This is a genomic window from Actinomycetospora sp. (genome assembly GCF_036497245.1).
Lineage (GTDB): Bacteria > Actinomycetota > Actinomycetes > Mycobacteriales > Pseudonocardiaceae > Actinomycetospora.
Genome location: NZ_DASXJS010000262.1, coordinates 22,474 through 36,295 on the forward strand (window position 1 = coordinate 22,474; position 13,822 = coordinate 36,295).

The following is a 13,822-nucleotide window of genomic DNA, read 5'->3' on the forward strand; positions in this document are numbered from 1 at the left end:
GGACATGAAGGCTGCCGTGTACCGGAAGACCGGACCCGCCTCGGAGGTCCTCGCCGTCGAGGAGATCGCCGTCCCCGACCCCGGGCCGGGCGAGGTCCGGGTGCGCGTCACGCGGTCCGCGATCAACCCGACCGACTGGAAGACCCGCGCCGGGATGACCGGCCGCGATCCCGACGACTTCCAGATCCCGCACCAGGACGGCGCGGGCGTGATCGACGCTGTGGGCCCGGACGTGACCGACCGCGAGACCGGCCAGCACGTCTGGCTCCTCCTCGCCGCCTTCGGCAACCGCTTCGGCACGGCCGCCGAGTACTGCGTGCTGCCCGCCGAGCGCGCCGTCCCGCTGCCTGACGGGGCCTCGGACGACCTGGGCGCCTGCCTCGGCGTCCCCGCCGTCACCGCGGCGCACTGCCTGCGGGCGGATCCCGACGCCCTCGACGGCGGGACGGTGCTGGTCGCCGGCGGGGCCGGGGCGGTCGGGCACTACGCGATCGAGCTGGCCAAGCACGCCGGGGCGCGCGTCATCACGACGGTGAGCTCGGAGGAGAAGGCCGAGCTCGCGCGGGCGGCGGGCGCCGACCTCGTCGTGAACTACCGTGAGAACGGCGCGATCGAGCGCGTGCGCGGGTACGCCGAGCGGGTGGACCGGATCGTCGAGGTCGCGCTCGGGGCGAACCTGGACCTGGACCTCGCCGTCTCCGGGGCCGGCACGGAGATCGCGGTGTACGCCAACGAGCCGAACGACCCGGTCCTTCCCGTGCGCCGTTTCATGGCCACCAACGCCACGCTGCGCTTCGTCCTGCTCTACGGCATCCGCCCGGCCGACCTGGCCGCGGACGTCGCCTGGGTCCGCGGCGCGGTGGGTGCCGGGGCCCTCACTCCGCTGCCGATGTCGCCCTACCGACTCGACGATGTGGTCGCCGCCCAGGAGGCGGTGGAGAACGGCGCCGTCGGAAAGGTCGTGCTCGTCCCGTGACCCGTTGGGGGGCGCCTCGGAGCGGCTGACGCCGTCCGGGGACAATGGAGCCGACCACCGACCCTGGGAGTCAGCCTGTGACCAGCCGTTCCGACCGCTTCGAGATCCTCCCCGACGTCATGCTCGCGTGGACCCCGGCGGAGAACCCCGAGGACGACCCGGCGTGGATCCGCTCAGCGGGAGCGCGGTGGGATCGCGACGGTGACTGGGCGGGGACGCGCACCGCCTGGCACCTCGCCTGCTCGCACTCCCGCGAGAAGCGGGTCGGCCCGGGGACCGTCGGCTGGATCCACGAGTGGAACGGGCGCGGCAGGCTCGCGGCCGTGATGGTCTTCGACAGCAACCCGTACAGCCGGACCGAGTCGGCCAACGAGGTCAGCTGGTACGCCGACGGCATCGTCGGCGTGATCCCGCCCGAGGACCGCGTGACCGCGGAGACGATCATGGCCCACCCCGACTGGAAGCCGAGCGCGCCGTACGTCGGAGTGCGCGGACGCCAGTTCAAGGACGGGGCGCCGGTCTCGCCGGCCAACGCGGCGGTGCTGCGCGGGCTCGTCGACGCCGAGACGGCACGGTGGATCGCCCGCGACGCCCGGGGCATGGCCGCGCGCTGAGCCCCGCTCGGTGTGGCTGACACCGTGTACCTGTGACCTTCCGTCACAGCTACTCGGCGGTTAATGTGCGCTGGTGTCGTCCCACCACCCTGCTGCTTCGCCCCGCCACTACGACGTCCTCGTCATCGGGTCCGGCTTCGGCGGCAGCGTCTCGGCGCTGCGCCTGACCGAGAAGGGCTACGCGGTCGGGGTCCTCGAGGCGGGACGCCGGTTCACCCCGGAGACGCTGCCCTCGACGTCGTGGAACGTCCGGAACTTCCTGTGGGCGCCCGCGCTCGGGTGCTACGGGATCCAGCGCATCCACGTGCTGCGCGACGTCGTCGTGCTCGCCGGGGCGGGCGTCGGTGGCGGGTCGCTGAACTACGCGAACACGCTCTACCAGCCGTCGTCGCCCGCGTTCTACGGCGATCCGCAGTGGGCCTCGATCACCGACTGGCGCGCGGAGCTGGATCCCTTCTACGACCAGGCGCAGCGGATGCTCGGCGTCGTGACGCAGCCGACGGTGACGCCGTCGGACGAGGTCATGCGCCGGGTCGCCCGCGAGTGGGGCCGGGAGGACACCGTGACCCCGACGCAGGTCGGGGTGTTCTTCGGGCGCGACGGGGCGAAGGAACCGGGCGAGACCGTGCCCGACCCGTTCTTCGGCGGCGCAGGCCCCGACCGGGTCGGCTGCCTGGAGTGCGGCGAGTGCATGACCGGGTGCCGGCACGGGGCGAAGAACACCCTCGACCGCAACTACCTCGGGCTCGCCGAGCGCGCCGGGGCCACCGTCCACCCGGAGACGACGGTGCTGTCGGTGCGGTCCCGCGGAAAGGGGGAGCACGCCGATAGGGGGGGATACGAGGTGACGACGCGGCCGACGCGGCGCCACCGGAGGCAGCGGACCGTGTTCACGGCGGACGAGGTGGTGTTCTCCGCCGGGACGTGGGGCACGCAGTCGCTGCTGCACCGGCTCCGCGACTCCGGGACGCTGCCGCGTATCTCGGCGCGGTTGGGCCACCTCACCCGCACGAACTCGGAGGCCCTCGTCGGGGCGATGTCGCGGCGGGCGCCCGAGCGCGGCGGGCCGCGGGACTTCTCGCAGGGCGTGGCCATCACCTCGTCCTGGCACCCCGACTCCGACACCCACATCGAGCCGTGTCGCTACGGCCGCGGATCGAACGCGATGGGACTGCTCACCACGCTGATGACCGACGGTGGCGGGAAGGTGCCGAGGCTCGCGAAGCTGCTCGGCGCGATGGTGCGGCACCCGCGGTCGCTGGCACGGTCGCTGGACAAGCGGCGGTGGTCCGAGCGCACCGTGATCGCGCTGGTCATGCAGTCGCTGGACAACTCGATCACGGTGCGGCGACGGTTCGGGCGGCTCGTGTCCGGGAAGGGCCACGGGACACCGAACCCGACGTGGATCCCCGCCGCCAACGCGACCACGCGACGGATGGCCGAGCTCATCGACGGTGACGCAGGCGGCACGTGGGGCGAGGCGGCCAACATGCCGATGACCGCGCACTTCATCGGCGGCTGCGCGATCGGATCGTCGGCCGACTCCGGCGTGATCGACGCGTACCAGCGGCTCTACGGGCACCCCGGGCTGCACGTCGTCGACGGATCAGCGCTCTCGGCGAACCTCGGCGTGAACCCGTCCCTGACGATCACCGCGCAGGCGGAGCGGGCGATGGCGTTCTGGCCGAACAAGGGTGAGGCCGATCCGCGCCCGCCGCTGGGGTCGGCGTACGAGCGGCTCGCCCCGGTGGCCCCGACCGCCCCCGTGGTGCCGGCCGACGCGCCGGGCGCGCTGCGGGTGACGCTGCCGGTGCCGGTCGTGCCCCCGCGCGCCGAGGTCGTCACCGGTCCCTGAGCGTGCGCCCGGGCCGGCTTGTCGCGGGCTCCCGCGGTTCCGGCACCGCCCTGTCGTTGTGATTCACAGCGACAAGGCGACGGCGGGGGGCGGCAGGGCAACGGTGCCCGGGACCCGCGATCCGACGGCCCGGCGTGCCACGCTGCCGGGCGTGCCCGGTGACGTCCTGCTGCTGTCCAACTCGCGCCCACCGGGCGGGGCCGCGCCGTTCGCGCACGCCCGGGAGGTCCTGGCGAGCCATCTCGGCGGCAGGCCGGTGTGGTTCGTGCCCTACGCGCGCGCCGACCACGACGACTACTTCGCCTGGGTGAGCCGCGCCCTCGGCGAGGGCATCGACCTCCGGCCGCTGCACCGCGAGAACGACCCCGCGGCGACGCTGTCCGACGCGCGGGCCGTGTTCGTCGGCGGCGGCAACACCTTCCGCCTGCTCCACGACACGCGCGGACTCGGGCTGCTCGACGCCCTGCACGCGAACCCCGACTGTCGCTACACGGGGAGCTCCGCCGGCACGAACCTCGGCTGCCCGACCATCCGCACCACCAACGACATGCCGATCGTCGATCCCGGCGGCCTCGACGCCCTCGGGCGCGTCCCGTTCCAGGTCAACCCGCACTACCTCGACCCGGACCCGGCGAGCACCCACCAGGGCGAGACCCGGGAGGAGCGGATCCTCGAGTTCCACGAGATGAACGCCGTCCCCGTCGTCGGGCTCCGGGAGGGCGCGTGGCTGCACCGGACCGGAGACGAAGCGCAGCGGAGCTCGACCATCGGGGCCGGAGACGAAGCGCACCGGAGCTCGACCATCCCGACCGGAGACGCGCTGACCCTCGGCGGCCACACCGCCCGCCTGTTCCGCCAGGGCCGGGAGCCGGCCGAGCTCGCCGTCGGGACCGACCTCTCGTGGCTGCTCGGCCCGACGTGACGGACACGGTGCTGCACGCCCGATGATCGCCAAGCAGGATGGGGTCATGACGACCGCTCCGTCCCGCCCGGGCACCGCGAACTCCCTGCTGGCCGAGGAGCTCGCGGGCGCGATGCGGGGAGCGGTCCGGTTCGACACGGCCACGCGGGCGATGTGGTCGGCCGACGCGTCGAACTACCGGCACGTCCCGCTCGGCGTCGTGCAGCCCGTCGACGGCGGCGACGTCGAGCGTGCGGTCGAGATCACCCGCCGTCACGGGATTCCACTGCTCCCGCTCGGCGCGCGCACGAGCATCTGCGGGCAGTCGGTGAACGAGGCGGTGGTCGTCGACTTCCACCGGCACATGCACCGCGTGCTGGAGATCGACCCCGAGGCGCGCACCGCCCGTGTCCAGCCCGGCGCCGTCCTCGACGACCTGCGCGACGCGGCCCGCCCGCACGGCCTGACCTTCGGGCCCGACCCGTCCACGCACAACCGCTGCACGCTCGGCGGGATGATCGGCAACAACGCGTGCGGGTCGCACTCGGTGGCCTGGGGCAAGACCGTCGACAACGTCCGCGAGCTCGACGTCCTGCTCGCCGACGGCACCCGCATGCACGTCGGCGGACCGATGGACGATGCCGCCCTCGAGGCCGCGACGACGCGCCCCGGCTCCGAGGGCCGGGTCTACCGGGACCTGCGTGCCCTGCGGGACCGGACCGCCGACTTCGTCCGCACCGACACCCCGGACCTGACACGGCGTGTCAGTGGCTACAACGTGGACCAGCTCCTCCCCGAGCAGGGGTTCGACCTGGCCAAGGCGCTCGTCGGCACCGAGGGCACCTGCGTGACGCTGCTCGAGGCGACGGTCGACCTCGTCGAGTCGCCGCCGGTGCGCGCGCTCGCCGTCCTCGGGTTCGCCGACGCCTACACCGCCGCCGACCACGTCGTCCCGATCCGGGACCACGCCCCGCTGACCATCGAGGGCATGGACGTCGGGGTGATCGGCGCCCTGCGCGCGGCCCGCCCCGACGACCGCACCCACGAGGCACTCCCCCGTGGGAAGGGCTGGCTCTACGTCGAGACCGGCGGAGCGACCCGCGAGGAGGCCCTCGCGAAGGCCGAGGCCATCGCGCGGGAGATGGCCTTCGCGACGGTCGAGTCCAAGGTCGTCAGCGACCCGAAGGCCATGCGCGGGCTGTGGAAGATCCGTGAGGACGGGTCGGGCATCGTCACCCGCGGGCCCGGCGGCGTCGAGGCGTGGCCCGGCTGGGAGGACGCCGCGGTCCAGCCCGCCCAGTTCGGCAGCTACCTGCGTGAGTTCGACTCCCTGCTCTCCAAGCACGGCCGCAGCGGCGCCTACTACGGGCACTTCGGCGACGGCTGCCTGCACGTGCGGATCGACTTCGAGCTGCTGACGACCGCGGGCCTCAAGAACTTCCGGGCGTTCCTCGAGGACGCCGCCGACCTCGCCGTCGCGCACGGCGGGTCGCTGTCCGGGGAGCACGGGGACGGGCAGGCACGCGCGGAACTGCTCTCGCGGATGTACTCGCCGCGGATGATCGAGACGTTCGGCGACTTCAAGCGGGCGTGGGACCCCGACGGCCGGATGAACCCGCATCGCGTCGTCGACCCGCCGCGCATCGACGACGACGTCCGCGTCTTCCTCGGGCAGCCGACGATCGGCACCCGCACCCAGCTGGACCTCACCCACGACGGCGCCCCGGAGACCGGCTTCGCGTCCGCGACCCGGCGGTGCATCGGCGTGGCCAAGTGCGTCACCGCGCAGGGCGGCGTGATGTGCCCGAGCTACCGGGTGACCGGCGAGGAGAAGCACTCCACCCGCGGCCGCGCCCGGCTGCTGTTCGAGATGGCCTCGGGTCAGCTGGTCCCCGACGGCTGGCGCTCCACCGAGGTCCGCGACGCCCTCGACCTGTGCCTGAGCTGCAAGGGCTGCTCGCGCGACTGCCCGGTGGGCGTCGACATGGCGACCTACAAGAGCGAGTTCCTCGCCCAGCACTACGCGGGCCGGGCCCGGGACCGGCCGCGCTCGCACTGGTCGATGGGCTGGCTGCCGGCGTGGCTGCGCCTCGCGGGGTCGATCCCGGGCGCCCCGCGGCTGGCGAACGCGCTCGCGCGCCGTCCCGCGCTCGCCGGGGTCGCGAAACGGGTCGGCGGGATCGCGCCGCAGCGCTCGATCCCCCCGCTGGCGGCCAAGCCGTTGCGGCGGCTGCTCGGGAAGACCGACCACGCCCCACGACCCGACGCCGCGAAGCGCGTGCTGCTCTGGCCGGACACCTTCACCGAGGCGTTCGACCCCGAGCTCGCGCTGGACGCGATCGCGGTGCTCGAGGCGCTGGGCTACCGGGTGGAGCTCCCGGACGCCGCCGTCTGCTGCGGTCTGACCTGGGTCACCACCGGGCAGGTCGGCGCCGCCCGGAAGGTCATCGCGCGGAGCCTGGAGCGCATCCGGCCGTGGCTGGAGGACGGAGTGCCCGTCGTCGGGCTGGAGCCCTCGTGCACGGCGGCGCTGCGCAGCGACTCGCTGAAGGTGCTGGGCCGCGACGACGAGCTGGCGCAGACCGCGGCCGCGTCGATCCGGACGTTCGCCGAGGTCCTGGCCGGGCACACCGACGAGCTGGCGGCCCTGGGCGACGGTGCCGAGCGCACAGCACTGGTCCAGATCCACTGCCACCAGTACGCCGAACTGGGCACCGACGCCGACCGCGCGGTGCTCTCGGCGCTGGGTGTGACCGCGGACGTGCTCGACGAGGGCTGCTGCGGGCTGGCGGGCAACTTCGGCTTCGAGGACGGGCACTACGAGGTGTCGACGGCCTGCGCGGAGCGGGGTCTCATGCCCGCGGTCCGGGCGGCGTCGGACGGGACGACGGTGCTCGCCGACGGCTACTCGTGCCGCACCCAGATCCGGCAGCTCGACAACGGCGGCCACGAGCCCACCCACCTGGCCCGGCTCGCGGCGCAGGCGCTGGGTCTGCGCCCGGGGACGCGTGGCTAGGACCCCCCGACCGGGCGTGCTGCGCTGGCTCGCCTACGCGTTCGGGGCCCGGCTGCCGGTGACCTACGGCGACTGGGTGCTGCACGACCTCACGGCCCGGACCTGGTTCCTGCGCCAGCTCGCCCGCACGACGGTGCAGTGCGTCCCCGCGGCGCTGCTCGCGCTGCTGCCGGGACCGGCCTGGCTGCGGGTGGCGCTGCCGTGCTTCGTGCTGTTCTCGGCGCTGCTGATGGCCGCGATCTTCTCGCCGATGATCCGGGAGAAGCGGCTCTACCAGCACGGCTTCCTGCCCGAGCTGGTGCTCGGGCGTCAGGAGGAGTGAGACGCGATCCGGCCGGGAGCCCGGACCGGTTCGTCGGCGAGTGGGACACCGTCACCGAGACGTCCCAGCATGGCGTCCAGCGCGTCGACGTAGCTCGTCGCGCGCCCGGCATCGACCGCCGCCTGCGCGGCCCGTCGCGCGCCGAGCACGATGCCGCTGAAGAGGAGCACCTCGGGATCGTCGGAGGCCCGATGCGTTGCGGGCCCGACCATCCCGGCGACCTGCTCGAGCCCGAACGGGTTGCGCTCGCGCAGGATCGCGGCGACCTCGGGGATCGTCCGCGCGAGCTCCATGCGGACCTCCTCGAGGGCGCGGGCCTCGTCGTCGAGCGACGCGAACGAGTCGCGCAGCACCGTGCGCAGGGCCTGCAGCAGGGGCGTGCCTTCGGGCACTGCGGCCATCATGCGGTCCATGACCGGGTCGACGTCGTCGAAGAGGACGACGTCCTCCTTCGTCCCGAAGTACCGGAAGAAGGTGCTGCGGCTGACCTCGGCGGCCGCCGCGATGTCGTCGACCGTGGTCTCGGCGTATCCGTGGTCCCGGAACAGCCGCAGCGCATGGCGCTGCAGGTCGGCGCGCGTGCGCTCCTTCTTCCGTTCCCTCAGGCCCACACGCCGATTGTGGCACGGGAAATCTTTTGACACTGAGTTCTAGTTGAGTTGTAGTCTCACTTCCATGGACGACGTGGTGGTGGTGGGAGCGGGGCCGACCGGGCTCACGGCGGCGATCGAGCTGGCGCGGCGGGGTGTGCGGGTCCGGGTGCTCGACGCGGCCGACGGGCCGCACCGCGGGTCACGCGGCAAGGGGATGCAGCCGCGGACTCTGGAGCTGCTCGACGCGATGGGGGTGGCCGACCGGCTGGTGTCGCTCGGGCGCTTCGAGCTGCCGATCCGTCGCCACGACCCGGACGGGTCGGTGCAGGACGTGGAGCTGAACCCGGCCGGGGTGCCCGACGCGACGACGCCGTGGGCGCGCTCGCTGATCATCCCGCAGTGGCGCACCGAGCAGGTGCTGCGCGAGCGGCTCGGCGAGGAGGGGCTCGAGGTCGAGTACGGGCGGCGCGTCGCCTCGCTGTCCCAGGACGAGAGCGGGGTGCGGATCGCGCTGGAGGACGGCCAGGAGCTGCGGGCGGCGTGGGTGGTCGGCGCCGACGGCGGGTCCAGCACCGTGCGCCGCGAGCTCGGCGTCGGGTTCCTCGGTGAGACCCACGAGGAGATCCGGTTGCTGCTCGGGGACGTGGAGCTCGACGGGCTCGACCGCGACCACTGGCACATGTTCTCCGGGGCCGGGGCGGCGTACTTCGCGCTGTGCCCGCTGCCCGCCACGTCGACCTGGCAGGTCCAGATCGGGCACTCCGACCCGGAGGTGCACGCGAGCGAGCCGGTGCTGCGGGAGTTCGTCGACGCGCTCGCCCCCCGGATCCGGGTGCGCCGGGTGGTGACCTCGGGGGACTGGCGGCTCAACGTCCGCATGGCCGACGAGTACCGCGTCGGGCGGGTCCTCCTCGCCGGCGACGCCGCCCACGTGCACTCCCCCGCGGGCGGACAGGGCATGAACACCGGGATCAGCGACGCGATCAACCTCGGCTGGAAGCTCGCGGCGGTCGCCTCCGGCACGGCGGTCGAGTCGCTGCTCGACACCTACTCCGCCGAGCGTCTCCCGATCGCCGCCGGCGTGCTCGGCCTCTCGAGCGCGCTCACCGGCCGCCGGTTCTGGCAGCGCACCTCCGAGCAGGTCCGCGACGCGCTCGGGTTCGGCACGAGCTACCGCGGCGGCCCCCTGGCGGCCTCCGACGACGACGACGGGCCCGGGCCCCGGCCGGGCGACCGGGCCCCGAACGCCCCGCTGGTCGTCGACGGGGCGGCCACCGACCTCTTCGCCCAGCGGCGGCGGGCGGACTGGACGGTGCTGACGTTCGGCGGCGCGGAGGTCACGGCCCCCGAGCTGCCGAGCACGGTGCAGGTCCTCGAGGCCGACGCGCTCGCCGCCGACGCCGTGCTGCGCGAGGCGTACGGCGCGGGCGACGGCGAGGTCGTCGTCATCCGGCCCGACGGGTACGTGTGGTCGCGCGCCTATCCGGCGAAGGCCACCGCGCCCGGGTCGGGCGGGCACACCGTGCCCTCGGCGGGCGGCCGGTTCGGGTCCAGCAGGTAGGCGGCCGCGGCGTCCTGCGCGCAGTGGCTCGGGAGGTCGAGCGTGGTGTGCCCGAACCCGTCGACGACGAGGAGCCGGGCGGCGGCGAGCTGCGACGCGGTGGCGCGGGCGTTCGCGAGCGGCGTGTCCGGGTCCTCGCGGGCGTTGATCACGAGCGCCGGGGCGCGCAGCGGGGCGTTCCAGGGACCGAGGTAGCGGTCGGGATCGACGGCGGGCCAGTCGACGCAGGCCGCGGTGTTCAGCGCCGCGGGCACCCCGAACAGCGGGTGCGCGGCCTGCTCGCCGGGCAGCAGCGCGGTGACCTGGTCCGCCGTCGGCGTGACGACGTCGGTGCACTGGACCGCGAGGAAGGCCGTCGAGTGGGCGGGGGCGCCCGCGGCCGGGTCGGGCACGACGGGGCCGGGCGGGACGCCCGCCGGGGCGCGGGCGGCGAGGGAGCGGGCGAGGGAGGCGAGCCTGCCGCCGGACTCGAGCGCGGTCGCGACCCGGTCGGCGAGATCGGCGGAGGCGCCCGCGCGGGTGGCGCCGGCGACGGCCGCGTCCACCCGGGCGCGCGGGTCGGCGCCGGGCGGCGCGGCCAGCGCACAGCGCCCGGGTCCGGCCGCCCCGCAGTCGGCCAGGAAGGCCTGCACGGATCCCTCACGGGCGGCGGCGACCCCGGCACGCACGTCGACCGGCCGACCGGGGTCGGCGGTCCCCGCGTTGGCGGCGAGGTCGAGGGTGCCGTCGACGACGAGGGCCCGCAGGTGGTCGGGGAACAGGTTCGCGTACGTCGCGCCGAGCACGGTCCCGTAGGAGTAGCCGTAGACGCTGATCTCCGGGTCGCCGAGGGACTGCCGGATCAGGTCGAGGTCGCGGGCGGCGTTCGCGGTGGACAGGTGGCGCAGCAGCTCCCCCGAGGCGGCGGAGCACGCCTGGCCGGCCGCGCGGGCCGACGTCCAGAACCCCGCCGGGTCGGCGAGCGGGGAACCGGCCGGGTGCACCGGCTGCCCGTCGAGCCCTCCGCAGCGCACCGGGCTGCTCTGCCCGACGCCGCGCGGGTCCACGGCGAGCACATCCATCCGCGCCCGGACCCCGTCGAACCGGGACGCGAGCCGCCGCAGGCTCGACACCCCCGGCGTGCCGGGGCCGCCGTAGTTCACCGCCAGGGTGCCGATCCGCGCGGCCGGGTCGAGCGCGGGCAGCCGCACCATCCCGAGCGGGATCGTCGGCCCCGTGGGGTTCCGGTAGTCGAGGGGGACCGGGACGGTCGCGCACTGGAACGCGCCGCCGCACGGGCGCCAGTCGATGCGTGGGGCCTTCGCGCCGTCGGTGCCGAGCGGAGCGGACGCCGAGGCGTCACCGGGACCCGTGGGCGCCGTCGGCCCGGCGCACGCCGTCAGCAGCACGACGAGGGTCGCGACGAGGAGGTGGCTTCGCCTGGTGAGCACTTTCAGGGTGTATAGCACCCGAAAGTGCTCACAAGCGCGAAGCGCACCTACGCGAGGTTCCGCAGCGACGGCCACGCCTGGGCCCAGGGTGTGCGCGGCGTGCACAGGGCCATCGGGACGTCGTCGTTGATCGGGGCGAACTCGGCCCCGGCGACCGGCGGCAGCGTGACCAGCCGCGCGCAGAACCGTGGTGCCCACTTCACCTCGCCGACCAGCAGCGCGTCCTCCGAGCCGGGCGGGACGTCGAAGTACCCGAACGCGCGGTGGGTGGAGTAGATCGTCGAGGGCAGCCCGCGGGACGGGCCCTCGTGCTCGAGCGCGGCCGCGTACCAGTACGAGTACGCCACGACCGCGGTGTGCTCCTGCTGCCCCGGCGGCAGCGCCCGGAACCGCTGGGCCACCCCGGCGGTGAACTCCGGCCAGCCGACCTGGCCCATCGTCGCGAACTCCGTCGGCGCCCGCCACGACGACGGCCCCACCGGCAGCACCCAGGCCAGCGCCAGGACCGCGCCGACCGCGACCGCCGCGGGTCGCAGCGTCCAGCGCCAGCACCGGTGCCAGGGCCGATCCGGCAGCGTGCCCGCCGCCACCGCACCCGCCGCGAGGACCAGGCCGTAGACCCCCGACAGGTAGTACGGCCGCCCGCCCGCCGCGAGCAGCGCCACGGTCACGAACGCGCAGGCGATCCCCAGGGCGCGCCAGGGACGCAGCCGCTCGGTCCGCAGCAGCGCCCACAGCCCCAGCACGACGAGCACCGCGCCGGGCAGCACACCCGCGTAGTAGAGCGCGAAGGGCAGGAACTCCCACCGGTTGCCGAACAGCGACGACTCGCCCGCGACCACCGAGCCCATCCGCAGCTGCGGCCACCCGTGATGCGCCTGCCAGACCAGCGTCGGCACCGTCGAGGCCGCGGCGAGGGCGAGCCCGACCCACAGCATCGGGCGGTGCAGCAGCCGCCGCGGGCCGGCGAACCAGATCCCGATCGCGAGGCCCAGGAGCAGCACCGGGATGAGGATCTTGTCGAACAGCGCCACGGCGACCACGAGGCCGAGCGCCAGCAGGAGCCGGTCCCGGGTCGGCGCCCCGCGCGAGTCCGGACGGTTCTCGAGCCGCAACCACCGCACGAGCAGCAGCAGCACGACCGACCAGCAGACGGGGTCGACGGTCGACGTCGCGAGGAAGTGGCCGGTCTGGAGCAGGTAGGGGCTGGCCCCGGTGGCGACGGCGGCGAGCACCTGGGCGCGGCGGGCGCCGCCCAGCTCCGCGGCGATCAGGGCGGCGACGACGACCCCGGCCGCGGTGAGCAGCGTCGCGGGCAGCCGCAGGACGACGAGGTTCCCGGGCGCCAGGTGCGCCAGGGCGGACGCCAGGAACGGGAGCAGCGGCGGCTGGTCGGCGTACCCGGCGGCGGGCCGGGCCCCGGCGGAGATGAAGTAGTACTCGTCCCCGAAGTAGCCGTAGCGCGAGGAGAGGACACCCAGGACGAGGCCCAGCGCGGCCGCGACGCCGAGCACCGGCCACCACGCCACGGGCGCCCGGTCGGGCGGAGCGGGCGGCGGGGTGAGGGCGGTGAGGCCCCGGGCAGGCGTCGTGGTCATCGGCCCCCGTCCTCCTCGTCCGCGCCCACGCTCGGCGCGGACAGGTCTCGGGTCCAGCAAACCGCACCGCACTTCCCCGGAGGTTCGCGGGGGTCAGGGGCCCGGCCTGGGAGACTGCCCCGCGATGGAGCTCACCGACAGCTGGTCCCGCGCGTGCGGTGCGGACCCCGCCACCGCTCCGCTGGCGCGGCTCGCGGCGCTGGAGGACCGGTACGAGCTGCGGGAGACCCGCAACGCCGCCGCGGTCCTCGCCGCGACTGCGCCCGGCGAGTTCGCCGAGCTGTGCGCGGTGCTCGACGCCTTCGTGCTGCACACCGCGGACCTCATCGAGGCGGGCGGGAACGAGTCCCGGCTGGCCCACCGGCTCAACGACGACTTCCGGGTCCGGGGCTGGCGGGAGGGCCGCGTGGACACCGTGGTGCGGTCGGTGCTCCAGGTGCAGCCGTGGGCGCCGGCCGGGGAGCGGGACGTCGTCGAACGGCGCAACGAGGTGCGCAACGAGGGCTACAAGGTCGACAACGTGAAGGGCCGGGTCGCGCTCGACGTGGAGTGGAACGCCAAGGACGGCAACCTCGACCGGGACATCGGGGCCTACCGCAGCCTCTACGACGCCGGGCTCATCGACGGCGCCGTCCTGCTCACCCGCACCCACGACGACATGCGCGAGATCGCGCGGCGTCTCTCCCGGGACGCGGGCCACACCGACGAGCAGATCCGCAGCCGGTTCTCGACCTCCACCACGACCCACCTGGGCAAGCTCGAGTCCCGGATGACCCGGGGCGACGCCGGCGGGTGCCCGTTGCTCGCCGTCGCGGTCACCGCCCGCTGCTGGGGCCCCGACGAGGCGGTGCCCGGCTCCGAGGTGTCGGCCCGGCAGCCCGCGGCGGAGCAGCCGGTGCTCGACGGGTGGTCGGGATGAGCGCCGCGGACGGCGCACCGCGCCCGGCCGCCGCCGG

11 protein-coding genes are annotated in these 13,822 nt (G+C 74.8%); 8 read left to right on the forward strand and 3 right to left on the reverse strand.

What is annotated here, in order from left to right:
* Positions 1 to 4 precede the first annotated feature (4 nt).
* From VGI02_RS26930 to VGI02_RS26955, 6 genes are all read left to right on the forward strand, one after another.
* Complete coding sequence (locus tag VGI02_RS26930; protein ID WP_331632770.1) at positions 5 to 976, forward strand: NADPH:quinone reductase; 972 nt, start codon at positions 5 to 7, stop codon at positions 974 to 976.
* 77 nt (positions 977 to 1,053) lie between these two features.
* Positions 1,054 to 1,590 carry a hypothetical protein gene (locus VGI02_RS26935; RefSeq protein WP_331632771.1) on the forward strand — a complete coding sequence of 179 codons (537 nt, stop codon included), beginning with the start codon at positions 1,054 to 1,056 and terminating at the stop codon, positions 1,588 to 1,590.
* 73 nt (positions 1,591 to 1,663) lie between these two features.
* The gene (locus VGI02_RS26940; protein WP_331632773.1) at positions 1,664 to 3,445 is read left to right on the forward strand and encodes a GMC oxidoreductase; all 1,782 of its coding nucleotides are present in this window, start codon (positions 1,664 to 1,666) and stop codon (positions 3,443 to 3,445) included.
* A 151-nt stretch (positions 3,446 to 3,596) separates the two neighbouring features.
* Positions 3,597 to 4,367, forward strand: coding sequence for a dipeptidase PepE (pepE, locus tag VGI02_RS26945; protein WP_331632775.1), 771 nt, complete (start codon positions 3,597 to 3,599; stop codon positions 4,365 to 4,367).
* A 46-nt stretch (positions 4,368 to 4,413) separates the two neighbouring features.
* Entirely contained in the window at positions 4,414 to 7,362 is a 2,949-nt protein-coding gene (locus VGI02_RS26950; protein WP_331632777.1) for an FAD-binding and (Fe-S)-binding domain-containing protein, read from the forward strand.
* Positions 7,355 to 7,684 carry a DUF5313 family protein gene (locus tag VGI02_RS26955; protein ID WP_331632779.1) on the forward strand — a complete coding sequence of 110 codons (330 nt, stop codon included), beginning with the start codon at positions 7,355 to 7,357 and terminating at the stop codon, positions 7,682 to 7,684. Before VGI02_RS26950 ends, VGI02_RS26955 begins: the two co-directional genes overlap by 8 nt.
* On the opposite strand, the gene VGI02_RS26960 is transcribed toward VGI02_RS26955, so the two are convergent.
* Entirely contained in the window at positions 7,672 to 8,295 is a 624-nt protein-coding gene (locus VGI02_RS26960; RefSeq protein WP_331632780.1) for a TetR family transcriptional regulator, read from the reverse strand. The genes VGI02_RS26955 and VGI02_RS26960 overlap by 13 nt on opposite strands.
* A gap of 64 nt (positions 8,296 to 8,359) precedes the next feature.
* On the opposite strand from VGI02_RS26960, the gene VGI02_RS26965 reads away from it, so the two are divergent.
* Complete coding sequence (locus VGI02_RS26965) at positions 8,360 to 9,838, forward strand: FAD-dependent oxidoreductase (protein ID WP_331632782.1); 1,479 nt, start codon at positions 8,360 to 8,362, stop codon at positions 9,836 to 9,838.
* On the opposite strand, the gene VGI02_RS26970 is transcribed toward VGI02_RS26965, so the two are convergent.
* Positions 9,757 to 11,286 (reverse strand): alpha/beta hydrolase, encoded by a 1,530-nt coding sequence (locus VGI02_RS26970; protein WP_331632784.1) that lies wholly within the window; start codon positions 11,284 to 11,286, stop codon positions 9,757 to 9,759. The genes VGI02_RS26965 and VGI02_RS26970 overlap by 82 nt on opposite strands.
* 29 nt (positions 11,287 to 11,315) lie before the next feature.
* Positions 11,316 to 12,866, reverse strand: coding sequence for an ArnT family glycosyltransferase (locus VGI02_RS26975; protein WP_331632786.1), 1,551 nt, complete (start codon positions 12,864 to 12,866; stop codon positions 11,316 to 11,318).
* Positions 12,867 to 12,990: 124 nt separating this feature from the next.
* Between VGI02_RS26975 and VGI02_RS26980 the strand changes: the two genes are divergently transcribed.
* A complete protein-coding gene (locus VGI02_RS26980; RefSeq protein WP_331632788.1) occupies positions 12,991 to 13,785 on the forward strand; it encodes a BglII/BstYI family type II restriction endonuclease in 795 nt (264 codons plus the stop codon).
* Positions 13,786 to 13,822: the final 37 nt, after the last annotated feature.

Excerpts from the sequence above, each read along its gene's own strand:
- VGI02_RS26950 (WP_331632777.1), top strand. The coding sequence starts at position 4,414 with ATGACGACCGCTCCGTCCCGCCCGGGCACCGCGAACTCCCTGCTGGCC.
- VGI02_RS26980 (WP_331632788.1), top strand. The coding sequence starts at position 12,991 with ATGGAGCTCACCGACAGCTGGTCCCGCGCGTGCGGTGCGGACCCCGCC.
- VGI02_RS26965 (WP_331632782.1), top strand. The coding sequence starts at position 8,360 with ATGGACGACGTGGTGGTGGTGGGAGCGGGGCCGACCGGGCTCACGGCG.
- VGI02_RS26930 (WP_331632770.1), top strand. The coding sequence starts at position 5 with ATGAAGGCTGCCGTGTACCGGAAGACCGGACCCGCCTCGGAGGTCCTC.
- VGI02_RS26975 (WP_331632786.1), bottom strand. The coding sequence starts at position 12,866 with ATGACCACGACGCCTGCCCGGGGCCTCACCGCCCTCACCCCGCCGCCC.